26 protein-coding genes are annotated in these 25,763 nt (G+C 66.9%); 8 read left to right on the forward strand and 18 right to left on the reverse strand.

Annotated elements, in window-relative coordinates:
• The first annotated feature begins 158 nt into the window (after positions 1-158).
• The 6 genes from C2L66_RS09275 (at position 159) to C2L66_RS09295 (ending at position 6,922) form a co-directional block, all read left to right on the forward strand.
• Positions 159-1,610 (forward strand): 3-oxoacyl-ACP reductase, encoded by a 1,452-nt coding sequence (locus C2L66_RS09275; RefSeq protein ID WP_060600438.1) that lies wholly within the window; start codon positions 159-161, stop codon positions 1,608-1,610.
• A 5-nt stretch (positions 1,611-1,615) separates the two neighbouring features.
• Positions 1,616-2,533 carry a MaoC/PaaZ C-terminal domain-containing protein gene (locus tag C2L66_RS09280; protein WP_060600436.1) on the forward strand — a complete coding sequence of 306 codons (918 nt, stop codon included), beginning with the start codon at positions 1,616-1,618 and terminating at the stop codon, positions 2,531-2,533.
• Positions 2,530-2,682 (forward strand): hypothetical protein, encoded by a 153-nt coding sequence (locus C2L66_RS40595; protein ID WP_156516595.1) that lies wholly within the window; start codon positions 2,530-2,532, stop codon positions 2,680-2,682. Before C2L66_RS09280 ends, C2L66_RS40595 begins: the two co-directional genes overlap by 4 nt.
• Positions 2,675-3,997, forward strand: a complete 1,323-nt coding sequence (locus C2L66_RS09285; RefSeq protein ID WP_060600434.1) for an acetyl-CoA C-acetyltransferase — start codon at positions 2,675-2,677, stop codon at positions 3,995-3,997. The genes C2L66_RS40595 and C2L66_RS09285 overlap by 8 nt, the downstream gene beginning before the upstream one ends.
• An 80-nt stretch (positions 3,998-4,077) precedes the next feature.
• Positions 4,078-5,877 carry an AMP-binding protein gene (locus tag C2L66_RS09290; protein ID WP_060600432.1) on the forward strand — a complete coding sequence of 600 codons (1,800 nt, stop codon included), beginning with the start codon at positions 4,078-4,080 and terminating at the stop codon, positions 5,875-5,877.
• 61 nt (positions 5,878-5,938) lie between these two features.
• Complete coding sequence (locus tag C2L66_RS09295) at positions 5,939-6,922, forward strand: DUF1571 domain-containing protein (protein ID WP_060600430.1); 984 nt, start codon at positions 5,939-5,941, stop codon at positions 6,920-6,922.
• Here C2L66_RS09295 and C2L66_RS09300 read toward each other — a convergent pair whose 3' ends face one another.
• From C2L66_RS09300 to C2L66_RS41205, 6 genes are all read right to left on the reverse strand, one after another.
• Positions 6,923-7,315, reverse strand: a complete 393-nt coding sequence (locus C2L66_RS09300) for a hypothetical protein (RefSeq protein ID WP_060600429.1) — start codon at positions 7,313-7,315, stop codon at positions 6,923-6,925.
• 21 nt (positions 7,316-7,336) lie between these two features.
• Entirely contained in the window at positions 7,337-8,917 is a 1,581-nt protein-coding gene (locus C2L66_RS09305; protein WP_060600427.1) for an FAD-binding oxidoreductase, read from the reverse strand.
• A 120-nt stretch (positions 8,918-9,037) separates the two neighbouring features.
• Positions 9,038-9,520, reverse strand: coding sequence for a hypothetical protein (locus tag C2L66_RS09310; protein ID WP_060602631.1), 483 nt, complete (start codon positions 9,518-9,520; stop codon positions 9,038-9,040).
• 246 nt (positions 9,521-9,766) lie between these two features.
• Positions 9,767-10,561 (reverse strand): anti-sigma factor family protein, encoded by a 795-nt coding sequence (locus tag C2L66_RS09315; RefSeq protein WP_060600424.1) that lies wholly within the window; start codon positions 10,559-10,561, stop codon positions 9,767-9,769.
• Between the two features lie 10 nt (positions 10,562-10,571).
• Complete coding sequence (locus C2L66_RS09320; RefSeq protein ID WP_036004697.1) at positions 10,572-11,090, reverse strand: sigma-70 family RNA polymerase sigma factor; 519 nt, start codon at positions 11,088-11,090, stop codon at positions 10,572-10,574.
• 33 nt (positions 11,091-11,123) lie between these two features.
• Positions 11,124-11,270, reverse strand: a complete 147-nt coding sequence (locus C2L66_RS41205; protein ID WP_167352345.1) for a hypothetical protein — start codon at positions 11,268-11,270, stop codon at positions 11,124-11,126.
• Between the two features lie 516 nt (positions 11,271-11,786).
• Between C2L66_RS41205 and hfq the strand changes: the two genes are divergently transcribed.
• Complete coding sequence (gene hfq / locus C2L66_RS09325; RefSeq protein ID WP_054930290.1) at positions 11,787-12,242, forward strand: RNA chaperone Hfq; 456 nt, start codon at positions 11,787-11,789, stop codon at positions 12,240-12,242.
• A 76-nt stretch (positions 12,243-12,318) separates the two neighbouring features.
• On the opposite strand, the gene C2L66_RS09330 is transcribed toward hfq, so the two are convergent.
• Complete coding sequence (locus C2L66_RS09330; RefSeq protein ID WP_060602628.1) at positions 12,319-12,546, reverse strand: hypothetical protein; 228 nt, start codon at positions 12,544-12,546, stop codon at positions 12,319-12,321.
• 270 nt (positions 12,547-12,816) lie between these two features.
• Here C2L66_RS09330 and C2L66_RS41210 point away from each other — a divergent pair, with 270 nt between their 5' ends.
• Positions 12,817-12,987, forward strand: coding sequence for a hypothetical protein (locus C2L66_RS41210; protein WP_167352344.1), 171 nt, complete (start codon positions 12,817-12,819; stop codon positions 12,985-12,987).
• Positions 12,988-13,247: 260 nt separating this feature from the next.
• On the opposite strand, the gene C2L66_RS09340 is transcribed toward C2L66_RS41210, so the two are convergent.
• The 11 genes from C2L66_RS09340 to cpaB all read right to left on the reverse strand — a co-directional run bounded on the left by C2L66_RS09340 (position 13,248) and on the right by cpaB (position 25,739).
• Complete coding sequence (locus C2L66_RS09340) at positions 13,248-13,961, reverse strand: DUF2968 domain-containing protein (protein WP_054930289.1); 714 nt, start codon at positions 13,959-13,961, stop codon at positions 13,248-13,250.
• 48 nt (positions 13,962-14,009) lie between these two features.
• Positions 14,010-15,401: a sigma 54-interacting transcriptional regulator gene (locus C2L66_RS09345; RefSeq protein WP_054930288.1), complete on the reverse strand. Its 1,392-nt coding sequence runs from the start codon at positions 15,399-15,401 to the stop codon at positions 14,010-14,012.
• Between the two features lie 31 nt (positions 15,402-15,432).
• Positions 15,433-17,208 (reverse strand): TadG family pilus assembly protein, encoded by a 1,776-nt coding sequence (locus C2L66_RS09350; protein WP_063803355.1) that lies wholly within the window; start codon positions 17,206-17,208, stop codon positions 15,433-15,435.
• 1 nt (position 17,209) lies between these two features.
• Positions 17,210-17,560, reverse strand: a complete 351-nt coding sequence (locus tag C2L66_RS09355; RefSeq protein ID WP_060600422.1) for a DUF3613 domain-containing protein — start codon at positions 17,558-17,560, stop codon at positions 17,210-17,212.
• 41 nt (positions 17,561-17,601) lie between these two features.
• Entirely contained in the window at positions 17,602-18,501 is a 900-nt protein-coding gene (locus C2L66_RS09360; RefSeq protein ID WP_233444899.1) for a tetratricopeptide repeat protein, read from the reverse strand.
• Positions 18,502-18,516: 15 nt separating this feature from the next.
• Complete coding sequence (locus tag C2L66_RS09365) at positions 18,517-19,539, reverse strand: type II secretion system F family protein (RefSeq protein ID WP_054930282.1); 1,023 nt, start codon at positions 19,537-19,539, stop codon at positions 18,517-18,519.
• Positions 19,540-19,541: 2 nt separating this feature from the next.
• Positions 19,542-20,543 (reverse strand): type II secretion system F family protein, encoded by a 1,002-nt coding sequence (locus tag C2L66_RS09370; RefSeq protein WP_060602615.1) that lies wholly within the window; start codon positions 20,541-20,543, stop codon positions 19,542-19,544.
• Positions 20,536-21,900 (reverse strand): CpaF family protein, encoded by a 1,365-nt coding sequence (locus tag C2L66_RS09375; RefSeq protein ID WP_054930281.1) that lies wholly within the window; start codon positions 21,898-21,900, stop codon positions 20,536-20,538. Before C2L66_RS09375 ends, C2L66_RS09370 begins: the two co-directional genes overlap by 8 nt.
• Before the next feature lie 3 nt (positions 21,901-21,903).
• The gene (locus C2L66_RS09380) at positions 21,904-23,256 is read right to left on the reverse strand and encodes a fimbrial protein (RefSeq protein WP_060600418.1); all 1,353 of its coding nucleotides are present in this window, start codon (positions 23,254-23,256) and stop codon (positions 21,904-21,906) included.
• A gap of 75 nt (positions 23,257-23,331) precedes the next feature.
• Complete coding sequence (locus tag C2L66_RS09385; RefSeq protein WP_060600416.1) at positions 23,332-24,732, reverse strand: type II and III secretion system protein family protein; 1,401 nt, start codon at positions 24,730-24,732, stop codon at positions 23,332-23,334.
• Positions 24,733-24,827: 95 nt separating this feature from the next.
• Complete coding sequence (gene cpaB / locus C2L66_RS09390; RefSeq protein ID WP_176056862.1) at positions 24,828-25,739, reverse strand: Flp pilus assembly protein CpaB; 912 nt, start codon at positions 25,737-25,739, stop codon at positions 24,828-24,830.
• Positions 25,740-25,763 lie beyond the last annotated feature (24 nt).

Below are 25,763 nucleotides of genomic sequence, written 5' to 3' on the forward strand. Positions count from 1 at the left end.
GCGGCGCGGCTGGCACATGACAGAGCCCGCATCGTGCAACGCACCGCAACATGCCGCAGACGCCCGCCCCCGCAAATCCGTCCCCCAGCTTGCGGCAAGTCACGCGCTCCGTGCACACTGTCGTTCATCCGCCCGTCCGGGGGCCAGGAGCCAATAACGTGAATGATTCCTACCTGAACTTCGTCAATTCGCCGCTGGGCGCGCGGGTCGCGCGCTCGCTCGGTTTGCCGAAGCCCGAGGTACTGCGCCGCTACCGCGCCGATGCGCCGGAATTCGACGGCATCGTCGCCGTCGGCGCGGGGCCCGCGCCGCAACTGCTCGACGCGCTCGCCGACGTGGTCGCGCATATCGGCATGACGAGCGTCGCGCATGCCAGCGCGGGCCTGTGGGTGCCGCTCGCGAACCGCCACGGACTGATGACGGGCCGCTTCGAGCCCGCCGATCCCGCAGCCGGCTCGCAGGCGCGCGTCAAGGCGCTCGTGTTCGATGCGAGCGGCATCGAAAGCAGCGCGCAACTGGAATCGCTCTACACGTTCTTTCATGACGCAGTGCGCTCGCTCGACACATGCGGCCGGATCGTCGTGCTCGGCCGCCCGCCCGAAGCGTGCGCGAGCCCGCGCCAGTGGACGGCGCAACGCGCGCTCGAAGGCATGACGCGCTCGCTCGGCAAGGAAGCGCGTCGCGGCATCGCGGCCAATCTGATTTATGTGTCGCAAGGGGCCGAAAGCGGCATCGAATCGACGCTGCGCTTCTTTCTGTCGCCGCGTTCGGCGTACGTGTCGGGCCAGGTCGTGCGGATCGGCGCGGCGGCCGGCGGCATCGCGCCGAACTTCGGCCAGAACTTGGGCCAGAACTTAGGCCAGTACTTCGACTGGACCCAGCCGCTCGCCGGCCAGCGCGCCGTCGTGACGGGCGCGGCGCGCGGCATCGGCGCGGCGATCGCGAACGTGCTCGCGAGCCAGGGCGCGCACGTGATCGGCATCGACATTCCCAGCGCCACGCAAGCGCTCGACGCCACCCTGCGCCAGCTCGGCGGCACGGCGCTCGCGCTCGACATCGCCGCGCCGGAAACGCCCGCGCAGATCGCCGCGGCGCTCGACGAACTCGGCGTCGACGTGTTCGTGCACAACGCGGGCATCACGAAAGACAAAACCATCGCGAAGATGACGGAAGCGGCGTGGCGCAGCGTGATCGACATCAATCTGTCGGCGCAGGAACGCATCGACGACGCGCTGCTCGAAGCAGGCACGCTGCGCGACGGCGGGCGCATTATCTGCGTATCTTCGATCAGCGGTATCGCGGGCAACCTGGGACAGACCAACTACGCGGCATCGAAAGCGGGCGTGATCGGCCGCGTGCAGGGCATGGCGCCGTATCTGGCCGCGCGTCGCATCACGATCAACGCAGTCGCGCCCGGCTTCATCGAAACGCAGATGACCGCGAAAATGCCGCTCGCGCTGCGCGAAGCGGGCCGGCGGATGAATTCGATGAGCCAGGGCGGCCAGCCCGCCGACGTCGCCCAGACCATCGCCTGGCTCGCGCATCCCGGCTCGGCGGGCGTGACAGGCCAGGTCGTGCGGGTGTGCGGACAAAGCCTGATAGGAGCGTGACCGTCATGGCGTTCTACGACTCCAGTTCGGTGTTCGGCGCGCCGCGCCTGAAAACGATCGTGCTGCCGGAACTGCCCAAACCCGCGAACCTGTATGCGCGGGCGCTGACGGGCGTCGTCAAGGGCTTCCAGCGCAACCGCCCGAGCGATCTGCCGCTGCTCCGGCTGGTGCGGCCCGCCGTATCGCTCGATTCCGTCGCGATCGAGCGCTATGCGCGGGTGTGCGGCTTTTTCCCCGAGCAGGGCATTCCGTTCACGTTTCCGCATCTGCTGGCGTTCCCGCTGCATCTAATGTTGCTGACGGAGCCCGCGTTTCCGTGGTCGGCGCTCGGCCTCGTCCATCTGGCGAACAGCGTGCACATGCGCCGCCCGCTGTCGTTCGACGACACCTTGCGCGTCGAAGTCGAATTCGGCGCGCGCCTGCGCCACGACAAGGGCCAGGCGTTCGTGCTGCAGACGCGCGTCTACCGGCGCGGCGAAGCCGTCTGGGACGGCGACAGCGTGTATCTGAAGCGCGGCGTCGCGGCGAGCGGCGATCCGCTCGCGCCGCTGGAGACGGCAGGCGACACGCTCGCGCGCGCGGCGCGCTGGCAGCTTCCGTCGCAACTGGGCCGCGACTACGCGAAGGCATCGGGCGACTTCAATCCGATCCATCTGTCGATGCTCTCGGCCAAAGCGTTCGGCTTTCCGCGCGCGATCGCGCACGGCATGTGGACGCTGGCACGCACGGCGGCGGCACTGCAACCGCCCAGGCGCCTCGCCGATGCAACGCTCGCAGGCGAATTCAAGCTGCCGATGCTGCTGCCCGGCGAAGCGTCGCTGTGGACGGCATCGCCCTCGCCCACTGCGCGCGAGTTCGAAGTACGCGATCCCGAAGGCGGCAAGCCGCACCTGCGCGGCCGCTTCCAGTGGAACCTGCAATGACGCGCGCCGTGCGCGCCCCGCTGCACGGCCTGCATCCGACGTTGGAATCCATGCCCGGCCTGATCCGTTTCAAGCAGGTGCCGGGCGCTGCATGCACGATCCGATCCGTCCAGCAGACGGACACTCCCAGGGAGCCACTCGATGCCTGACCCGTCACATCCACCATCCCACCCGCTTCCCGCCGCGCGCCGCGTCGCGATAGTGGGCGGCAACCGCATCCCGTTCGCGCGCTCGAACACGGCCTACGCGACGGCGTCGAACCAGGACATGCTGACTTTCGCGCTGCAAGGTCTGATCGACCGTTACAACCTGCATGGCGAGCGCCTCGGCGAAGTCGCGGCGGGCGCCGTCATCAAGCATTCGCGCGACTACAACCTGACGCGCGAAGCCGTGCTGTCGACCACGCTCGCAAAGGAAACGCCCGCATATGACGTGCAACAGGCATGCGGCACGGGCCTCGAAGCGGCGATTCTGGTGGCCAACAAGATCGCGCTCGGCCAGATCGACGCGGGCATTGCGGGCGGCGCCGATACAACCTCGGACGCGCCCATCGGCGTCAACGAACGGCTGCGCAAGATCCTGCTCGAAGCGAACCGCGGCAAGTCGGCGGGGCAGCGCGTCAGCGCGCTCGCCAAGCTGCGCCCCGGCATGTTCTTCAAGCCGCTTTTGCCGCGCAATAGCGAGCCGCGCACGGGGCTGTCGATGGGCGAGCACTGCGAGCTGATGGCCAAGCGCTGGGGTATTTCGCGCGAGGCACAAGACGTGCTCGCCTACGATAGCCACCGCAAGCTGACGGAAGCCTACGCGCGCGGCTTTCTGAACGACCTGATGACGCCCTTTCGCGGTCTCGCACGCGACAACAACCTGCGCAGCGACCTGACGCTGGAGAAGCTGGCTACGTTGAAACCCGTGTTCGACCGCGACGCGGGCACGATGACGGCGGGCAACTCGACGCCGCTGACGGACGGCGCATCGGCCGTGCTGCTCGCCAGCGAGGCATGGGCGGCGGCGCGCGGCCTTCCCGTGCTGGCGTGGCTCAGCTGGCACGAGACGGCCGCCGTCGATTTCTTCGACAAGAAAGAAGGCTTGCTGATGGCGCCTGCGTACGCCGTGCCGCGCATGTTGAAACGCGCGGGCCTGACGTTGCAGGATTTCGACTTCTACGAAATTCACGAGGCGTTCGCGGCGCAGGTGCTCTGCACGCTCGCCGCCTGGGAGGACGATGAGTACTGCCGCACGCAACTGGGACTCGAATGCGCGCTGGGAACCATCGATCGCGCGAAAATGAACGTGAACGGCGGATCGCTCGCGACGGGCCATCCGTTCGCCGCCACGGGCGGACGCATCGTCGCCGGACTCGCAAAGCTGCTCGCGCAGCTCGACAAGCCGGCGGGCACGGCGCGCGGGCTGATTTCGATCTGCGCGGCGGGCGGCCAGGGTGTGGTCGCGATTCTGGAACGGTAGAATCGCGCGCCATCCGCACCCGAACGATTCATGCACACGACACATACAACGACAAAGCTGGCACTCCGGGAGACATCGCCATGACCGAGCCGACCACATCGCAATCAACGCAAACGCAGACGCAGATGCAATCTCAGACGCAACCGACACAACCGACGCAAGCGCAGCGCGCGCCGAACACCGACGGCATCTGGTATGCGTCGTATGCGCCCGATGTGCCGCGCGAGATCGACGTGTCACAGTATGCGTCGCTCGTCGAGTTCTTCGACGAATGCACGACGCGCTTTCGCGAGCGCGTCGCCTATGTGAGCGTCGGCGAAAGTCTCACGTACGCCGAACTGGCGCGCAAGGCGACCGCGTTCGGCGCGTATCTGCAGAGCATCGGCGTGAAGCCCGGCGACCGCGTCGCGATCATGCTGCCGAATACCTTCCAGTATCCCGTCGCGCTATTCGGCGTGCTGAAAGCGGGCGCGGTTGTCGTCAACGTGAATCCGCTCTATACGGTGCGCGAACTGTCGCATCAACTGAAGGACAGCGCCGCGCAGACCATCATCGTGTTCGAGAACTTCGCGAAGACTGTCGAAGACTCGCTGCCCGGCACGCGCGTGCAGAACGTGATCGTCACGGGCTTAGGTGATCTGCTCAAGGACGGTCTCAATCTGAAAGGCAAGCTGATCAACTTCATTCTGCGCCACGTGAAGAAACTGGTGCCCGCGTACAACCTGCCGCAAGCCGTGCCGTTGCTGGATGCACTCGCAACGGGCTACCGGCGCACGCTCGCGCCCGTGCAGATCTCCCCTACCGACCTCGCGTTCCTGCAATACACGGGCGGCACGACGGGCGTCGCGAAAGGCGCGATGCTCACGCACCGGAACATGGTCGCGAATCTGCTGCAGGCGAAGGTCTGGGCGGAAGGCCAGTTGACCGACGAGATCGAAACGGTGCTCACCCCGCTGCCGCTCTATCACATCTACTCGCTGACCGTGAACGCGATGATCTTCATGGGACTGGGCGGGCGCAACATCCTGATCGCGAACCCGCGCGACATCAAGATGGTGATGAAGATTCTGCGGCACGAAACCTTCACGGGCATCACAGCCGTCAACACGCTCTACAACGCGTTCCTCGACAACGAAGAATTCCGTCACCGCGATTTCTCGAAGCTCAAGCTCGCGATGGCAGGCGGCATGGCGATGCAAAAAGCCGTGGCCGACCGTTTCCGCGAGGTGACGGGCAAGCCGATCATCGAAGGCTACGGGCTGACCGAGTGCTCGCCGATCGTCTCGATGAACCCGGTCGATCTCAAGCGCATGCGGGAGTTCGACGGCTCGATCGGCCTGCCCGCGCCGTCCACTCAGGTGCGCTTTCGCAAGGACGACGGCAGCTGGGCGAATATCGGCGAACCGGGCGAGCTGTGCGTACAAGGTCCGCAGGTGATGAAAGGCTACTGGAACCGTCCCGAGGAAACCGCCAAGGTGCTCGACGACGACGGCTGGCTCGCGACAGGCGATATCGGCGTGATGGATTCGCGCGGCTATATCCGGCTGATCGACCGCAAGAAAGACATGATTCTTGTGTCGGGTTTTAATGTGTATCCCAACGAGATCGAAGACGTGATCGCGATGCACCCCGACGTGCGCGAAGTGGCCGCGATCGGCATTCCCGACGTCGCGCAGGGTGAACGCGTGAAAGTGTTCGTCGTACGGCGCAACCCTTCGCTCACCGAGGAACAGGTGATCGCGCATTGCCGCAAGAATCTGACGGGCTACAAGGTACCGAAGGTCGTCGAGTTCCGCGACGAGCTTCCGCAAACGAATGTCGGCAAGATTCTGCGGCGCGAGCTGCGCGATCAGGAGCTGGCAAAGCAGACAACCTCGTGACGGTTTCGCGCGCCTGACCGCGTAGCAACGGCGAAGCCTTCCGCGCTTTTGGGAGCGATTCATGCGTCACCCGGAGTTGGTGGAAAAGCTCGCCCGCTGGTGGCCGCGCTTCGGCTCGCGCTGTGGCTCACTTTATGGCTCGCGCTGGATATCGCTGGTCGTCGCGCAGCTGGCCTGCGTGTTCATCGCGGGCGCCGCCGCAGCGCAGAACGATGCCGCCGCGCTCGCCGCGCATGTCGCCCCCCAGATCGCGCTGGGCGCGAGCGAGGCCGTCGCGAATGCCGCGAAGCTGCCGCTGGAGCAGCAGGTCAAATGGCTGCGCAACGCCGCGCAAAGCGGCGCGCTCGAGCAGATGGACGACGCGCAGCTCGTCGCGTTGTTCGAATCGTTCGATCCGCTCACAGTGCCGCGCTATATCGAGGAAGGGCCGAACGGCTACCCGTCGTACGAGTTCACGATGCTGCGCCAGGAGCGCATTCGCGGCATCTGGCCGCGCCGGCCCGATCACATGCTCGTGCGGCTCACGCGCGAGCCGCTGCGCATCTACGCGCGGTGGCTGCCCGACGGCCCGCATTCGGGTCAGGAAATCATCTACGACGAGTCGAAGCGCGCCGACGAGATGTACGGCCATCTCGGCGGCATCTTCAACATCATCCCGCTATGGACGTCGATCAACGGCACGCTGGCGCGCTCGCAGTCGAACCATCGCGTGCGCGATCTGGGCACCGAGTTCATCGCGCAGCAGTTTCTCGACGAAGGCCGGAAGTTCGCCAATGTGGGGATCACGCGGCCTGCCAGCATCGACGTGCGAACGGTCGGCGGCGTGCGCGTCATTGCCTTCACCTATGAAACGCCGACGGGTCAGCCCGAGTACTACGCGAAAAAGGAAGTACTCGGCCTCGATCTGCGGCATCCCTATTTCCGGACGGCCGAATCGTACGGCAACGACGGCCAGATTTTCGAACGCATCGTGTTCCTGACGATCACGCCGAAAACCTTCGACGACATGGCGTTCGATCCGAAAAACCCCGACTACCGGTTCTGATCAGGCGGTCAGCGCGAATGCGACCGATGCGTGCTGTGGCACGCTGCGCGCGTGCGTGATCGGCGCGGCGGGTGGCAGCGCAAGGCGCGCGAGCACGAAGAAGTCGGCGGCGCGCGTGAGACCGACGAGCGTCAGCCGTCCGCCCGGATGCAGCATGCGCGGCGCGAGCGTGTCGTACCAGAGCGCGGCGATATCGGCGTGCGGCGCGGCGCTCACATCGAAAACGGGCAGACGCATGCGCGCGGCGTGATCGCTCAGCGCCGCGGATTCGGGCAGCGCCGTGTCGATCAGCGCGAGATCGGCGCGCATCCCGTCCAGACGAAGCCACGGCATCCCAAAAGCCGGCGCCGCCGACAGCCACGCGCCCGCTGCGATGAATGTGCGCCGCTGCATGTCATGTCCCCATGCTCGTGGTCATGTGTATCCGCGCCAGTTGCGAAACGCCTTTGGCCAGATGCCCTGCTTGCCCGGCGACAGGATACCCATCGGATCGAGCGCGTCCTTGATCGTCTCCGACAGCCGCAGCATGGCGCCGTCGTTGAAGCTGTAGCGCGCCGCCGCGAAGTCCATGTAGACCAGATGCGAGCGGTACTCGCCGTAACCCGCGCCGTGCGCGTCGCTCATCCACGCGCGCAGCAGGTCGCCGGCCAGTTCGCTTTGCCGCGCGTCGCTTTTGTCGAAGATCGCCGCGGCGATGTGATGCAGATGCCGCTCGCCCGACGTGAAGCCGCCGTAGTAGTCGAAGCCATATTCGTTGGCGCGCGCCTTCGCCATCGAATACTGGCGCATCGCGTCGCGCCCTGTTGCCGGACAGACGGGCGAAAAGTCGACATGCGCGCCACTGCCGCCGCGCCAGTCGAGCATGCGGAACGCCGTCATGCCCGGAATGCCGGCGAGGTTACGATCGCCGCCCGCCTCCGGCTCCGCGTTGCCGTCGTAGGTCTTCGACAGCATCCGCGCACCCGGAATGCGGCCGAATGCGCGCCGCACGAGCCGCTCTTGCACTTCGATCACTTCGCGATCGCCGTAGAGCGCGTAATGCAGATTCCAGCGGCCAATTTTGAGCGCCTCGGTCATCGACGCGATCGCGCTCTCCGGCATCACGCCCATGCCCTGATACCACTGAGAGCGTGGCCCGATGCCCGCCGCCCGCCGCAGCGCGCCTTCGATCACCGCCTGATTGCCGATCGTGCCGTTCAGCCGCAACGGCCGCAGCGTCTCGACGACCGCTTCCAGATCGTCGTCGCGCTGAAACTGGATTTCGCCCAGCAGATACGCGCTCGGCGCGGGCATCAGCCAGACGCCCATCTTCGTGACGATGCCATAGTTCGACTGCATGAACATCGGATCGAACGACGGCCCGTAGCCATGCCTGAACGCCTGCCACGACGTGCCGATCTCGATCCCGCCCATGCCCGTTCGCACGAGTTCGCCATTCGCGAGCATCACTTCCATCCCGCATTGCGCCGCTGCGTGATCGCCGTAGTTCGTCGTGCCGAAGCCGCGTTCGAGCGTGTTGCCGATAATGCTGCCCCAGCCCGCTGCGGGCGGATCGACCCACAGCTTGTAGCCGCGCTCGCGCAGATGATGATGCAGATCGAAGTAGCTGACGCCGGGTTCGACGAGCGCATAGGCGAGCGGCTCGTCGACGGCGAGAATCCGGTTCATCCGCTGCAGATCGAGCACCACCGATCCCGGCAAACGCGGTGCCGCGCCGCCATACGCAAAGTTGCGCCCTGTGGACACCGTCCAGAGCGGAATGCGGTACTCGTTCGCGACGCGCAGAATAGCGCGGATCTCATCGACGCTCGCAGGCAGCAGCGCAGCCGACGGCACGAACGATGCAGCCAGCGAGCCCGGCGCGAACGGATCGGCATAGGGCGCAAGGCTCGCTGGCGACGACGCGACCTGGGTGGCGCCGACGATCGCCTCGAAGGCGGTGAGCGCGCGGTCGAACGTCGCGGCGGAAATGTCCGGCGGCAGGATGCGTGTCAAGGTGTGCCCTCGTCGTGTCGAAGCGGTATTGGCTGGCTGGGTTGCCGGCTGTCGCCCGTTAGCGTTTGTTCATTACTGGTCGTCGACGCGAGGCGTTCGCGCGACACGCATCGCGCAAGGTCAACGCCGATGCCCGCCGCCCATGCCACCCATGCCGCCCCATGTGTGCCCACCGCCCCATGTGTGCCCGCCGCCCCAGCCGTGCATGCCGCCCGTTCCGTGGAATCCGCCGCCCGGCCGCCCCCAGTGCACGTGGTTCATGTGATGGAAATGATGGAACCGGTCGACGAACACGAACGACGCGCCGAAGCCCACGGCGACAGGCGGCCCCCAATACCACGGGTCATAGTAAGGATAGGCGGGAATCGGATAGACGACGGCGGCCGCGTCGCCGCCCTGCTGGATTTGCCATGTCCCGTCCGGCTGCTGGCAAGCGAGCCCGCTGATCTGCTGCGTCGTGCCGTCGATCTCCGCCTGGCCGACGATGTTGCGGCATGTCGTCTGATCGTTGAGCGGCTCTTGCGCGGCAACGGGCGGTGAAGCCGGCACCGCGCATCCGGCGCACACGCACAGCGCCGCGCCGAGTCCAAACAAAGTACGCATGATGTGTCCTGCCCGACGGTGCGGCGTTGCGGCACGTTCGTGTGCCGTCGCCGTGAAGACGCCCTCGATTCGCCTTGCAGGACGCGCGGCCAATGGCCGCTGCAGATCAGCCGTGAGCGAAAAATCACGCGCCTGCACAACTTAAACGCTTGTGCACAAGGCGCTATTCCTGCCGCACGGGAAGCGGCGGCGCGGATCGTGTTACGCGATGTTTCCGGCACGTGGAACGACGCTGCGGCGCGACGATTACTGCCACGTCTCCGGACGGCCGCCGAGTTCGCCGCACACTTCGATCGCAATCGAGCGCAGCTTGTCTTCCTCGATCGGGCCGGACAACGCGTAGCCCATGCGGTCGCTGATCCAGTAGAAGGTGCGACGGTTGCCGTCGCGGAACAGCCGGAACGCGGTCTCGTCTTTCGGAATACCCGTCACGTAGAGCGTGAGCCGCGCGCCGCCCTGGTTCTCGTACATGAATTGCGCGGCGGGGCCTGCCTCGCCCGGCAACAGCCGTCCGCCGACGAGCGTATAGCCGTACTCCTGGAGCGACGGCACGGACAGGTGGCGGTTCAGGCGCTTCGACAGCCAGTTGATCAGATGCTCTTCCTCGGCGGCCGCCACCTCGACGGGATGACGGCGCTCCGGCGTATAGACGGCATACGCGATATCCGCGCGCCGCGCGAACGACATCACGTCGCCATTGCCGCCGCCTCCCAGGCGCGGCACCAGCGGGCCGAGCGCAAGCGCCAGCCCCGCGCCGACGGCGAGCCAGCACGCGGCGACGGCCACGCGGCGCCACCACGGAATGCGCGCGCGCAGCACGATGAACGGCGGCTCCTCGCGTTCGGGCGCGCCGCACAGCGCCTGCAGCGCGGCCTTCTGCGCGCGCCACGACGCGACCTGCGCGGATGCCTGCGGGTCGCGCGCCAGATGCTCGCGCACGGCCTCGCGCTCGCGCTCTGACAACTCGCCGTCGACGAATGCCGACAGCGCGCGCAGATCAGGCGCGTTCGCGGAACCGGTAGTGTTTTCGTCGTTGTTCATTGCGCGCTTCTCACCTGGCCTTCACCACTTTCAGCGACGGCGACTTGTGGACAGGCCCTTCCGTCAACAATGCCCGCATATGCTCGCGGGCGCGAGACAGCCGCGACATCACCGTGCCGATCGGCACGCCGAGCGCCGCAGACGCCTCCTGATAGCTCAACTCCTCCACGCAAACCAGCAACATCACCTCGCGCTGCTCGACGGGCAGACAATAAAGCGCGCGCTGCACATCGCGCAACACCAGACCGTCGACTTCGCCGCGCGGCGCTTCGAGATTGCGCCATGGCGCACTCTCGTCGTCGACGGCGATTTCGCGGCGCACGCGCAACTGGTCGATATACAGGTGCCGCAGGATGGTCAGCAGCCACGCGCGCAGATTGCTGTCGGGGCGGAAGCCCTTCCAGCGCGCGAGCGCGCGCTCGGCCGTATCCTGAACGAGATCGTCCGCCCAAGCAGGGTCGCCCGTCAGCGCGCGCGCATAGCGCCGCAACTGCGGGAGCCACGAAATCACTTCGGCCTCGAAGTTCACCCGGCGCGCGCCGTCATGCGGGCACAGGCATCGTCAATAGCCGCCACTGCTGCCGCTCGTGCCGCTGCTGCTCGCACCCGAGCTTCCATCGCCCATGGCTTGACATGCGCTCAGCGAGAGCGACGCCACCCCGAGCGCGAGCACAACGAATACAGCCGATACCAGTCTGGACACTTTCATGTAAAACCTCCTGCACGGCCAGGCGCGACGTATCGCGTGGCCATGCGTTGATCCGGCGGCACGCGCGCGAGCGACAAATGACGCGACACCGGTGACCCATTGGACAGTTGAGGAAACTTTCTGCAGAGACGGACGCCCATTGCCGATGCGTGCTGCTGATGCGTCCGTCCTGCCGTCTCACGGCTTCGCGGCTTTCGTGCGATGCCTGACCGATAAACGCTCGCGGCCGGCGTTTTATTCCGCCGCCTGCGCCGATGGCGGCATCTGTCGTCTCGAACGAGCGTGCGTGCCGACGCCGCCGGGCGCCCTCGTCCGCCTGTGAACGTTGGCTGGCGCGCATAGCGCCGCATTGATTTGGTAACTCAACGTTACACTTGATCTTTTAAGGATGCTTCCGCGCCCACAAGTGGTTATAGTGGTCGTCAACCCAGTTCGACCTCTGGAACCATCATGTCGCCACAAAGCGACAACGGGTAAAATCACGGCGAACAACCGTTTCTCTACACACAATTGTCCATGCCTTCCGCAGAATCGCATCCGCAAAACGACTTTATGAACGCAGCGCGCAAAGAACGTAAGCGCGTCGAGATTTACCTCGTCAACGGCATTCGCCTGACGGGCTGCATCGAGTCGTTCGACCAGTATCTGGTGATGCTGCGCACGCCTGTCGGGCTGCAAGGCATCTACAAGCGCGCCATTTCCACGATCCAGCTCGACACGGGCACACGCCCCGCGCCGCGCGCAGGACGGCCGTCGCATGGCGAACATTCCGCGCGTGGCCCGCACGGCTCGCGCGAACACCGCGAGCCCCGGGAACCGCGCGAGCCGCGTGAGTCGTATGGTGCATCGCAAGGGCCGTCGGACCGGTCTTCGTCGTCGGACGCTCCCGTGGTCGTCACCCGCCGCAGACGCCTGTACGGCGCGGGCAACAATGGTAGCGATCAGGGTAACAACGGCGGCGGCACTGAATAAGGCCGCGAGCCGGACAGGCTTCACGGCAGAATGAGGCGCGCACCGGGCGCGCCTGCATCGCAACACGGGCGGCTGGCTAGCCGGGACGACTGGCCAGCTGCTTGAGCATCTTCTCGATCCGCACGCCCTGCTGGGCAGTCAGTTCATACCCGCACTTCACTTCGAGCACCCGTCGCTGCCAGTAGCGCGCGTTCAGCAGACGCACCATCGGCTGACGCATTGCCCACTCCAGATGCTCCAGTTCCGACTCGACAACATGTGACGCGTTCAAGCGCTGTCCGCTGCCATATCCGTTCGGTTGCATGGTCGCCCTCGTAAGCCAGCCGCGCCCGGCGCTTTCGTACGCGCCAGCGTCGTGTGACACCGTTATAACGAACGATCCCGCGAGAAATTCCATTGGCCTGCATGGAACCTACAACATGCTTTCGCGATCTTCAACCTGAGTCGCGGGTCCGTGTGCGATTCGCGCCACGCCGCGTGCTGTCCACGTGCATTTGACCTATGCCATTGGCCCAGGCGACTGCGACGGCCTGGTTGCGTTATGCTGACTTCAATCTATGTAGCGGAGCCCGTCATGTCCACTTCGAAACACCCCAACCCGAAGGCCCCCGACACACATCCGTCCAGCGACGAACGCCTGGACGAAGCGCTCGACGAGACCTTTCCCGCCAGCGACCCGATCGCGGTCGATCCCGACGAGGACGACGACGATAACCGTCAAGGCAAGCAGAAGAAGTCGCGCTAAGGAAGGCACTTGCGGGGCGAGATATGCCATCCGCGCGGACGCTACGCGCGCGCGGGTGGATAGAGACGGCCGTGTGAGCGACGACGCGTGCGCCGTGCGCGGATGCACGGCTCACGTTGCTATCGCTGCGTACGTCGACGCAAACGCCTCGCGGCGGCGCAGACGAACGAACACACGCATGGCCGGACGCGTGGCGCGGGTCTGCTCAAACAGACAAGGCGAGCCGCGAAACCGTGAAGGCCGGCGCGGCTCGCGCAACGTCAGTGCACTGGCAAACCGCTTTCGAGCTGGCGCTGCAGATCGCGCACCTGGCGCTGCGCCGCGCGCAACTGCTCCTGCGACTGCGCCTTCTGCTGCGCAAGCGCAGCCGCTTCGGCACGGGTCTGCTGCTGCATGCTGTTGACGATGGTCTGCTGCTGGTGCGCGATGTTCAGGTCGGCCTGCAGACGGTTCGCGCGCTCCTGCGACAGCGCGACGAGGCGATCGGTGTACGCCTTCTGCGCTTCGAGCTTGGTGCGGCGGATCTCGACATCGGACAGCTGCGCTGTCTGGCGCGCGAAGTCGCGGTAGATCTGCTCGGCGCGCGTTTCGTCCTGCGTCTTGATCACGCGCCAGAAGTTCTTCTGCTGGAAGAGCGCGACGTAGTACGTCATGTCCTTGCCATAGAACAACAGGCTCGCACCGTAGCTGCCGTTGTAGGTCGTGCGCAGTTCGGTGATATCGGTGCCGTGAATCTTCTGTTGCAGTTCCGCGACATTGCCCGCCGCCGACTGCTTCGCCTCGTCCGGCGTGAGCGCAATCGTTTGACTGGCCGCATCGACGGGAGCAGCAGCAGGCGTGGTCTGCGCAGCGATCACACTCGCTGCGTCGTCCGTGCCGTTGCCGGCGGAACTCTGCGCGTAGACCCCTTGAACGCCCCCGAAAACGATCATTGCCGACATCACGATGTGTCGAACTTTCGACTTCTGGTCCATGTAATTTCTGCTCGTGTCGTGTTTTAGTTTTGCAAAACCGTTCAATTATTACTCACTTTCACGAGTTTCGGGTTCCTCGTCGAAAATTTGGTACTTACGCATCTTTTCCCACAGCACCTTGCGGCTGATACCGAGGTATTGCGCCGTGTCCTGGCGGCGCCAGCTGTTCGCATCGAGCGCGGCGAGCACGCGGCTGCGCTCGGCCATATCCCACTTGCTGCGATCGACGAGCACTTCCGCCGCGCTCTCGGCGGGCACGGGCTGACTGCTGCGCGCCACCGCAAGCAGCCGGTGCAGCCGGGCCGCATCCCACGCGCCGATCTGCCGCACCGTCACGCCGATCCGTTCGGCCAGGTTGCGCAGCTCGCGCACGTTGCCGGGAAAGTACGTGTCGGCGACGGCGTCCGCGAGCCAGTACGGAATATCGGGCAGCGACGCGAGACGCTCGGCCCCGACCACGGAGGCGATGAACGCCTTGAAGATGGCGATCTTGTCGACCGCGCCCCGCTCTTCCAGCGACGGAATTTTCAGTTCGATCACGGCGAGCCGGTAGTACAGATCCGCGCGAAACGTGCCGTCCTTCACGAGTTGCGGCAGGTGCCGGTTGGTCGCCGCGACGAGCCGGAAGTCGAGCTTCACGGGCGTCGCCGAGCCGATGCGCGTGACGGCGCTATCCTCGAGCACGCGCAGCAGCTTCACCTGCTGGTACAGCGGCAGGTCGCCGATCTCGTCGAGAAACAGCGTGCCGCCATCGGCCTGTTCGAAATAGCCCTTGTGCGCGCCGACGGCGCCTGTGAACGACCCTTTCGAATGTCCGAAGAACAGCGACTCGAAGAGCCCGTCGGGAATCGCGCCGCAATTCACGGCGATGAACGGCCCGCGCCCATACCGCGAATGTTTCTCGTGCAGCAGTTGCGCGATGCGCTCCTTGCCGACCCCCGTTTCGCCATGCACGAGCACGCTCGTCTCGCAGTCGGCGAACGTGTCGACTTCGTGCAGCAGCGCCTGCATGCATTCGGAGTTCGCGACGAGCGCACTCGGCTCCAGCGTCTGCGCGGAATGCGCGCGCAGTTGCACGACCAGCTTCGTCACCATGCTGCGCAGTTCGGCGCAAGTGAAGTCGAGGGGCAGCACGTGCGAGTACTCGGCGGGATACATTGCCGGGTCGTGGTCGCGCGGCGCGGCGCCGACCCAGATCACGGGCATGCCGTGCGTCGCCTGCAGGTCGCGCACGGCGAAGCCCGCCGTATCGATCACCGACACGCTGATGAGCGCAAGCGACGGCCGCGCCGACGTGCGCTCCAGCGAGATCGCGACATCGTCGGCGCGGATCACTTCGACTTCGAAGCTCGCCATGCAGCGCGCGACGCGATCGACGATATCGGCCTTGCCCTCCCAGACGTACAGGTCCAGTTCCTCGATTTTCGTGGTGGCTCTCATAAGCAGGATTTCATTGGATGGCCGTTTCCTGTTAGTCGACGAGTTGCGCGTCGCTGCACGACAGCGAGATCGCATGGACGGTGCTCACGCCGACCTGCACGCCGAGTAGTTGCAGCAGCGGCACCAGCACGGTGTCGAGGCTGCCCAGAATGGGTTGCAGCGTATCGGCGAGCGATTGCACGCTCGGCTGGTATGCAAGCGCCTGCCCCGCCGTCAAAGGCACGCCGGCGAGCGTCAGATAAACCCGGGTCGGCAGTTGCGAGATCAGTTGTCCGAGCAGCCCGCCCGATTCGGAGCCGAGCGCGTTCGCATTGCCGCCCTGCGTGTCGTCGCCGTCGCCTGCGGCGCCGTTGAACATGAGCGTCTCGGGTGCCTGGCTCTGCAACGCGACATTGAGTCCCGACGAAGGCGTGCCCGTGCCCGCATAAACCTCGACCAGCGATCCCACCAGGCTCGCCACTTTCGCGGGCTGCTGGCATTGCGCAACGTTCGTCGTATTGGTCAGTTTCGACGCGGCATCCCCGCCGATGCATGCGCTCGCCACGCCCGTCTGCATGACGCGTATCGTGCTCGTGCTCGCGGCCTTCGAAGCCGCGCACTGCGTCTGCGTCAGGGCAGCCGTGCCGTTCGCGCCTTCGACATAAAGCGGAAGGTCGATGGTCGCGAGCAGCGGAATGGTCAGATTCAGATCGAGATACACCCGCACCTGCGCGGCGTGCGCGCTCGTGCGCCAGGCACCGCTGCCGTCCATGCCCGCCTCGCCGACGGCGATCACGGGCGCTTGCAGGATCGCGGCCTTCGCGGTCAGCCTCACAGGCAACGTCATGCCCGCCATCGCCGACGGATTGAGCGCCGCGCCGAGATCGAGCGCCGACGTGCCGTGCGCGAGTTCCGCGGCGACGATCAAGGCATCGAGCGCGCTGATCGCCGCCGAGGCGGCCGCCTGCCTATCGGCAAGACCGATCGCCAGCAATCCGGGCGCGGCTGTGCCGCCGTCGCCCAATGCGATCTTCGCGCCGCCGCTCGCCGCCGCCTGAATCGCCGTCAGCGCGGACGTCACGCTGGCACTCGCGGCTTGGTTCCGGCTGAGCACGCTGACCATTGCGCCGGCGAGATCCGGCACCGACGCTTTCGCGTTCAGCAGTTCGTCGATCGACGCGACGCCGATTTGCGCGGCGAGATCGCCGAGCCGCACGTTCGTCGATGCGAGCGCCTGCCACGTCGCGACATCGAGCGACACGTTCGCGCCGAGCAACGCGCTCATCAATCCGTTGATCGCGCCGCCCGACAGCGAAGCCAGATTCGTCGACAGCGAGAACGACGCCGTATCCGTTGCCTTCGCGGTCGCGACGGCCTGCACATCGCGCGCGGGTCCGATGAAGAAATGCTTCACGCTTTGGGTGGCCGTCACCTGCACGGCATTGAGCGGCGTCGCACCCGACGTGTCGAATTGCGCAGGCCCGCTCGCCGTCGTCCATCTGCCGCAGGCGACGCTGACGGGAGCATCCCCCGCATAGCCGTTGCGCGCCGCCGCCTGCTGCGCGGAAAGCGTTGCGCCCGCGCAGCCGCCCGCCATGCCGATGGTCTGCGCGCCCGCGACGGCGGCCATGTCGGCTGCCTGCTGCAACTGGCGGCGCACCAGAAAGACATCGCCGACGTCGAGCACACCGAGCGCCGCGACAGCCGTGCCAATCCACACCGCCGCCAGCACGGCCGTCGCGCCGCGCTGGCGGCGCGCGCTCGCGTGTCGGGAACGGTGTGCGAAAGTCTGCATCGACGAGGGGCGGTCGGTCTGGCGCAATGGCATTTCAGTTCTGCTGCGCTCCACCCGTGTTCGTGTAATCGACCCGCAGCAGATTGCCGCCCCCGCCCACCGACGAGCCAAACGACACAGGAATCTTCGCCTTGAACGACTCCATGTAACGCTGGTACGCAAGGCCCGCTTCATCGCCGAGCATGGTCAGAGGCGGCGCGGCTTGCGCGCCGGTGCGCTGCAGGTCGAGCCAGGCATGCGTCGAGTGGCCGATTTCGCTTGCGAGCGGCGTGTCGACCGCGGGGCTGCCGCCTGCATCCTGCGCGCAAGCGCCACCCGTCATGCACAAGCTCGCCGCAACGATGCATGCCGCGCCGATGCCACGCCCTCTCATCTCCGTTTTCATCGCTCTCTCCCTGATCCCTGGTCGCCGCGCGAGCCGCGTCTTCATTGCGCAAACCGTTGCAGCAAACGCCGAGGCTGATCGACGGGCTGCAGGTTCGCCACCGGCGTCGGCGTCGGCGGCGCGGGCAGCGCAGTGGCCGCGGCTGACATGGATGGCATCGGCGGCTTTGCCGCGCGCGGCTCGCCGCCACGGCGCGCACGGCTCGCGGCCGCCACCTTCGCCGCCTCGTCGCGAAGTTGCGTGCGCACGTCAGGCGCGAGCTTCTGCTCCTTGACGAGCGCCTGCGCGCGCGTGGTCTGCCCATCCGCGAGCAGATACAGCGCGATGTTGCCAATCACCTTCTGGTTGTGTCCGTCGAGTTCCGCCGCTTTCATCAGCGGCACGCGCGCGCCCGCGATGTCGCCCGCGCGCAGCCGTGCATAGCCGAGATCGGACAGTGTCGCGACATCCGTCGGCGCGAGTTCGGCGGCCTGTCCGAGCGCCTGCGACGCGCGCTCGAAGTCGCCCGACGCGCCCGCCAGCAGACCCAGCCCGCGATACCCGCGCGCGGCGAGCGGCGTGTTCAGCAATTGCGTGTAGGCGGCCGCGCTCGCCGCCGGCTGATCCGTCGCGCGCAATGCGTCGGCGCGCAGCAGGAGCGAATCGGGCGATACGCCGTACTGCTTCTCGTAGGCGTCGATATGCGCGAGCGACGCGTAGTACAGCCCTTGCGCCTGCATCCGGTCGATCAGGCCGAGGTACATGCCGGGCGTATCCGGCGCGGTGTCGCGCGTCGATTGCTGGAGCTTCGCCTCGCGCTCGGCTTGCGGCCCGACGCCGTAGCCCGACTCTTTCACCGCGCACGCGCCGAGCAGCGCACAGGCGGCAAGCAGCGCAACGACGCGCAGCGGCTTCGACGCGGGGGACTGCAACGGGCGCTTCATATCGTGGTGCCTCTTCATGATGTTTCGTTTTCCCTATCGATGCCCCGCCGACGCCGACAGCGAATGCACGACGGCCAGCACGCCCGGCCCCGCCGTCACGATCAGCAGCGCGGGCAGCAGCGTCACGACCATGACGCCCGTCATCTTCACGGTGAGACGTCCGATGCGCTCGCGCAGCATCGCGCGGCGCGCTTCGCGCAGACGGTCGCCGAACTGCTTGAGCGGCTCCTGCACGGCGCCGCCATGCCGGTCCACCTGAATCAGCAGACGCACGATCGCGCGCAGATCCTCGTTCGCATAGCTCGATGCGAGACGGTGCAGCGACTGCTCGCGCGTGCGGCCCGCCGCGGCCTGCCGCTGCGCGATCGCGAGTTCGCCCGACAGCACGGGCAGTACGCTGCGAAAATCGCTGACCATCACCTGCAGGCTCTGATCGAGCGAAAGACCGACGCCTTGCAACAGACGCAGCAGATCGACGAGCATCGGCAGTTCGTCGATCACGGCAAGACGCCTTGCCGCCGCGCGCCGCCGCACGATGAGCTTCGGCAGCATGAAGCCCGCAAGCAGCGCGAACACGACGACGGCAGGCCCGCGCGAGCCCTGCGGATGAAACTCCGTCAGCGCCAGCGCGACGAGCGGCAACACGATCGCGCCGCCAATGCGCGCGATCAGGAACAGGCCGCGCGCGCGGGCATCGACGAAACCACACTGCTCCAGCACGCGCCGGTCTTCTTCGGCGACGACCTGACGGCCGAGCGGCGTGTCGAGCCAGTGCATGCCCGCTTCCGACGCGCGCCCGATGAACCGTTGCAGCCCCTTCGCGGGCGTCGTCGCCGATGCATGAACGGAATCGGCAGAATCGGCGCGCACCGGCCGCGCGCCTGCGCTTGCAGTCGAGGCCGTCGCCGCCTGCGCGGCGCGCCGCTCCAGCGCATCGGCCAGCACTTGCGCGCTGCGCCGCGCAGCCGCATGACGCCGCCACAGCGCCACGCCCGCCAGCAACGACGCGAGCGCGGCACAGGCAACGGCGAGCGCGGCGAGACGGTGCGCGTCCATCGTCAGGCCTTCAACCGCGCAAGGCGGTACAGCAGGAACGCGCCCGTCATCTGCAGCGCGAACGCGAGATACACGAGGCGTTGCCCGGACGCGTCTTTCCACATCCACGCAAAATAGTGCGGATTCGATGCGATCAGAAATGCGCCGATGCCGATGGGCAGCAGCGTCAGCACCCATGCGGACAGCCGCGTTTCCGCCGACATCGCCGACAGTTCGCGCTCCGCCTGTTCGAGGTCGCGCATGAACGACGCCATGCGGTCGAGCATCACGTCGGCCCGTCCGCCGTATTTCACCGACAGGCGCAGCACCGCACCCAGCAGTTCGAGTTCGTTCGCGCGATAGACCTGCGCGACATGACAGAGCGCGCGATCGATTTCGACACCCGCGCGCAGCATCTGCGAGACGTGGTCGAGGCACTGGCGCAACGGCGCCTCCGTGGTCTGCAGCGACGCCTGGAACGCGGCGGGCACGCTGTTGCCGAGCACGATCAGACGCACGATGCCGTCGAGAAACGACGGCAGCTGACGCACGATCAACTGGCGGCGCTTCAGGATGCGTCGCGCCATCAGCACGTAGAGCAGCACGGCGCAGGTGATCAGCGTCATGCAGAACACGCCCGCCCCCGCACGGCTGCCCGCGAACCCGGACAACGCGAGCGCACCGGATAGCGCGCAGAACGCGGGCAGTCTTGCGTTCGATATGCCCGCGCGATTCATCGACTGGGCGAAAGCGAGCGCCATGCGCGCCTTGAGCTTGCGCCAGCCGGTTGCTTCGTCCGCAGTCTGCGCGAGCGCCTGTGCGCGCAGCGAGGCTGTCCGGTTGCCGATGCCCGCGGCCGCGCCGCCAGTGGCCCGCGCGGGCTGCGAAATCTGCGCCATGCGGCTGTCGATGAAACGCGCGGTGCTCGCGCGCTCCCTGCGCTGCGCGCCGCGTTGCACGACGATCAGCGCCCCCGCTGCGCACAGCAGCGCGAGCGCCGCCGCGATGAGCGCGGCGCTATACATTGAAGCCTCCGCCGCCGAAGCCGCCACCCGCCGCGCCGAATCCACCGCCCGTTCCGCCGCCGGCGCCGCCACCCAGCGCCTGTCGGAACCGCGCGAGCTTGGGCGAATGCGGATGAATGCCGAGCGACGTCCAGTTGTCCGTCTCTTCGCCTTCGGGCGAGGTCAGCGGTTCGAAGCGATAGAGTTCCTGCGTCGCGATGATGTTGTCCGACAGCCCCGTGACCTCGGTGATCGACAGGATGCGGCGCCGGCCATTCGAGAGCCGCCCGATCTGCACGATGAAGTCGATCGCATTCGCGATCTGCCGCCGCAAGCTCGATTCCGTGCCCTGAAAGCCCGCAAAACCCGCGAGCATTTCGAGGCGGTACAGACATTCGCGCGGCGAGCTCGCGTGCACGGTGCCCATCGATCCGTCGTGGCCCGTGTTCATCGCCTGCAACATTTCGAGCACTTCGCCGCCGCGCACTTCGCCGACGATGATGCGGTCCGGGCGCATGCGCAGCGTGTTGCGCAACAGGTCGCGGATCGACACGAGGCCATTGCCGTCGAAGCCGCCCGGCCGGCTTTCGAGCCGCACCACATGCGGATGATTGAGCGAGAGTTCCGCCGTGTCCTCGATGGTCACGACGCGCTCGGCGTCGGGGATATGAAACGCGAGCGCGTTGAGCAGCGACGTCTTGCCCGAGCTCGTGCCGCCCGACACCAGAATATTGCAGCGCGCCTCTACGGCCGCTTCGAGCAGCGCGCCGAGCTCCGCGTTGTACGTACCGTTGGCGAGCAGATCGTCGGGGCGCAGCGGGTCCTTGCGGAACTTGCGGATCGACACGACCGGCCCGTCGATCGACAGCGGCTCGATCACCACGTTCACGCGGCCGCCGTCGGGCAGCCGCGCGTCGACCATTGGATTCGATTCGTCCAGACGTCTGCCGATGGGCGCGAGAATGCGCCGCACGATGCGCAGCAGGTGCGCGTTGTCCGCGAAGCGCACGGGGATTTTCGCGAGGATGCCGTGGCGCGACACGTACACGTCGTTGTAGCCGTTCACGAGGATGTCCTCGACGGCGGGATCGTTCAGCAGATCCTCGATCGGTCCGAAGCCCGCCAGTTCCTTCGTCAGCGCCTCGGCGATGCGCCGCACCTCGCTCTCGTTGATCGGGATGCGGCGCAGGCGCACGAAGCTGTCCATCTCCAGGTCGACGAACTGATTGATCGCATTGCGCGACCAGCGGCCGAACTCCGCGCCGAGTTCCTCGATGCGCGTGAGCAGATGTTCGTGCGCCGCGTTCTTGATGTCCTGGAACTGCTGGCTCTGCTCGAACGCGGGAGCGTCGTCGGCAAATTCGATCTCTTTTGCCATCGTCTATGACCGTTTGCTGGAAGTGGGAAGGAAGCGCCGGAACGCGTCGAGCGCGGACTTGCCGCGCGCGCGGGGCGTGCTGGTGGGCGGCGCTGCGTCGGCTGCGCCGTCCGTCGCCGGCGCGATGGCTGGTTGGGCCGCCTTGCCTGCCTTGCCTGCCTTGCCTTCAGCGCCCTGCCTGGCGGGCACGCCCGCGAGCCTCGTCACGAGTACGTCGAGCGCGCGCACATACGGGTCGCGCGGCGCGGCCTCGGCCAGCAGGTGGCCCTGATTCATCGCCTGGCCCAGCGCAACGCGCCGTTCGGGCAGCGTCGCGAGCAGGTCGAGTTCGAGACGCTGCGCGATCTGCGCGGGCGTGAGACCCAGTTCCGGCACGACCTTGTTGACGACGAGCCGCACCTTCTGCCGGATCTTCTCCGCTTCGATGCCGTGCGCGCACAAGTCGTCCAGCACGCCGACGGCCGACACGACGGACGGCACGCCCTGATCGCAGACGAGCCACGCTTCGTCGGCGGCCTGCACCACGCTGGCAATAAACTCGCTGTTCGTGAAGCCGCCGAGATCGACGATCTGCTGGTCGAAGAATGCGCGCAGCCGGTTCAGCAATCCCACCGACGACGCGTGCGAGACTTCGCGCATGTCGCCGGGATCGGCGGGCAGCGTCGTGAGCGCGAGGCCGCTGGCGTGATGCGACAACGCAGTGTGCACGAAGGTCTGATCGAAGCGGCGCACGTTGCGCACGGCTTCGACGAAGCCGAACTCGCACTTGGTGTCGAGCAGCAGCATGCCGTCGCCGGCGGGCAAGCCGAGATCGAGCAGCAGCGCCTCGCGGCCTCGCGCGGCATCGCGCCGTTGCAGCAGCACGGCGAGATTCGCGGCCAGCGTCGACACGCCCATGCCCGTACGCGCGCCGACGATTACCGTCAGTTTGCCGTGACGGCTGACGGGCTCGACGATGTGCTCGAATACCTCGCGCGTGATACGCAGCGCGTCGGCCGCCGGCGCGCACAGGTCGATGAAATCGCGCACGCCCGCGCGCAACGCGGCGAGCGCGCTCTCCGGCTCACGCACCGAACCGAGCGCAACGATTTGCAGGCCCGGATACGCAGTACGCGCCGCATGCGCCGCGGCGCTCGCGGCGGCGATCCGCCCGCCCGAAAAATCGACGAACACGAGCGACGGGTTGAGCGTGCCGATCCGCTGCACGAGCGCGTGCGGATCGAGGCTGACCGGCTCGACGGCGCCCGCCGACACCAGCGATCCGGCGAGCCAGCGCACGTGCTCGTCGGTTTGCGTCGCGAGCACGAAGCAGTCGGTGACGGCGTGCTCAGTCAAGGCGTAAGTTCTCGCGTTCATGTTGCCGTTCCTGTTGCGGCGGCCAGTCCATTGCCTTTGCCGTTGCCTTTGCGGATACCGATATCTGCCGCGCGTTCATTTCGAAAATCCCGGCGCGGCATCGCGCGACGCCGCGCCGCCGAGCAGCGACCGCCATACGGGCGCATCGCGCTGCTCGGACTGCTCGCCTGGTGTAGACGGCATCGCCGCGCCTTTCGTGAGCGGCGACACCAGATGCGGCGAGACGATGATGAGCAGCTCCTTGTCGCTCTGCGAGTAGTTCAGTTGCTTGAAGAACGCCCCGAGGATGGGCAGATCGCCAAGCACGGGCACCTTGTCGACGTTCGACGCCGTCTCGCGATCGATCAGCCCGCCGATCACGAAGCTCTCGCCGTCGCCGAGTTCGACGGTCGTGTCGGCGCGGCGCGTCGTGATGGCGGGCACCGAGATGCCGTTCACCGTCACGGCGTGCACGAAGTCGAGCTGGCTTGCTTCGGGCGCGACTTTCAGCGCGATACGCTGCGGGCTGAGCACGGTCGGCGTGAGCGTGAGGCCGACGCCGTACGGCTTGTATTCGATCGACGTGGTGCCGAGCCCCTGCGGCACGGGAACGGGAATCTCGCCGCCCGCGAGAAAGCTCGCGCTCTGGCCGGACAGCGCGACGAGCGTCGGCTCGGCGAGAATGCGCGCGAGGTTGTTGCTCTCCATCAGGCTCAGGTCGGCGAACAGGTTATGCGCGACCGAGCCGAACACGAGATTGAAGGCGGACGCGATGGGCATCGTCGAATCGAACGAGGTGCCCTGGCCAGGCGTGAAGGTCGCCTTGTTCAGCGACGAAGGTCCGAACGAGCCGAACGCGAAGCCGTTGTAGCCTTTCGAGAAATTGAAGCCGATCTGCTTGAGCACGGCGCGGCTGAATTCGACCACACGCACGTCGACCTGCACGACCGGGCGCGTCGCGATCGACGAGACGTCGAGCACCGCGCCGCCCTTCCCGTTCGCGCCGGCCGAGGCCGCAGCGCCCGCCGCGACGCTTGCCGCCCGCTGATGCGCTTCCATCGTCGCGGCCTTGCCCTGGATCACAGCCGTGCCGCCCAGCACCCTTACCTCCGTCGTGCTGTCGTCGAGCAGATGGCTGGCGGCGGCAGAGGTGACGTTCACCGTATAGGTAAGCGGCGCATCGCCGTCGCGCTCCCACAGCATCACGCTCGTCGTGCCCGCCGATTTGCCGACCAGCAGCACGCCGCCGCGTTTTTTCGCACCGCTCTTGAGAATCAGCACGTCGGCGACATTCGGATCGCCGACGGCTACACGCATCAGCGCGCGGCCCGCCGCGAGCGTCTGCTGCGCGCCAACGGCGAGGTCGATGACGGGCGCGGCAGCGGACGCCGGTGCAAGGCCCGCGCTGTCGGCTGCACCGCTCGCGACGGGCCGCGCCGCCATCGGCAGCACGCACACGATCATGGCCACGCGCCACGCAAGAATCCGTTTTCTCATATTCCCCCGGACGCGCCTTCGCGCCCTCCCTGGAAGCACGCTTTTTTCATCGACGGTCAACCGCGCCGTCCGTTTTCATCGCGCCGCGCGCGTTGTCACCATGCAAGCGTTTCCGACCGGCCGCCGCGTATCACCTCGATTGCACCGCCCGCCTCAGGCGCGCTGCGCGGCACGGCGGCTGGCGCGGGTAAGGACTGTCGCGTACGGCTGCCGGACAGTTCGTCGAGTGCGACACCCGCCGCCGCGCGCGTCGACGGCGGCGCGCCACGGCCCGCCGCCGTCTTCAGCACGCCCGGATACGCAGGCAAGGTGGCGGCATCGAGCACGTCGGTATCGCGCGGGTTGCGCAGCGCGAGCACGAGGCGCCCCGCGCCGTCGGCGAGCGCCAACCTGTCGACATCGGCAAGCGGCACGGCGAGCACGGCGGTGCGCGCGGGCGTGTTCGCATCGGGCGTGCCGTTGGCGGCGACGTTGCCCCACGCGAGCACGCGCACACGCGACAGCAGCAGCCGCGCCTGCGTCCGCTCGACTTCCGCCTGCCCCGCCGGACCCACGCTCAGGCCATCGCGCTTCAACGTAAAGAACACGTCGACGAGATTGCCCGGACGCAAGCGGTTGCCGACCGCATTGGTTTCGTCGACGCGCACGGCCACTGCGCGCTCGCCCGGCTCGATGCGCTCGGCAATGCCCGACGACAGCTGCGCCTCGAGCACGGGCGCCTGCGCGCCGATCTCCGCGACGGGCACGCGGCCGGCGACCAGTGACGGTTCGTCGAAGGCGCCCGACGGGTTGATGGGCAGATTCTGGATGCGCAGCGCGTCGGCGGGTATCGGCTGCCCGGCGGGCAGCGAGCGCAGCGCGACAACTACGTGATAAGCCGCCGGCGCCGGCGCGACGGGCGCGGCCACGGGCGCGGGACGGCGCGCCAGCGTCAACGCGAGCACGCCGAGCACGACGGCGAGCGCGATCAGCACGCCCGCCACGATCCGCGTCACATGCGGAGTCAAAGTCGGACTCAGATTCGGCATGGC

It is taken from the genome of Paraburkholderia caribensis (genome assembly GCF_002902945.1).
Taxonomy (GTDB): domain Bacteria; phylum Pseudomonadota; class Gammaproteobacteria; order Burkholderiales; family Burkholderiaceae; genus Paraburkholderia; species Paraburkholderia caribensis.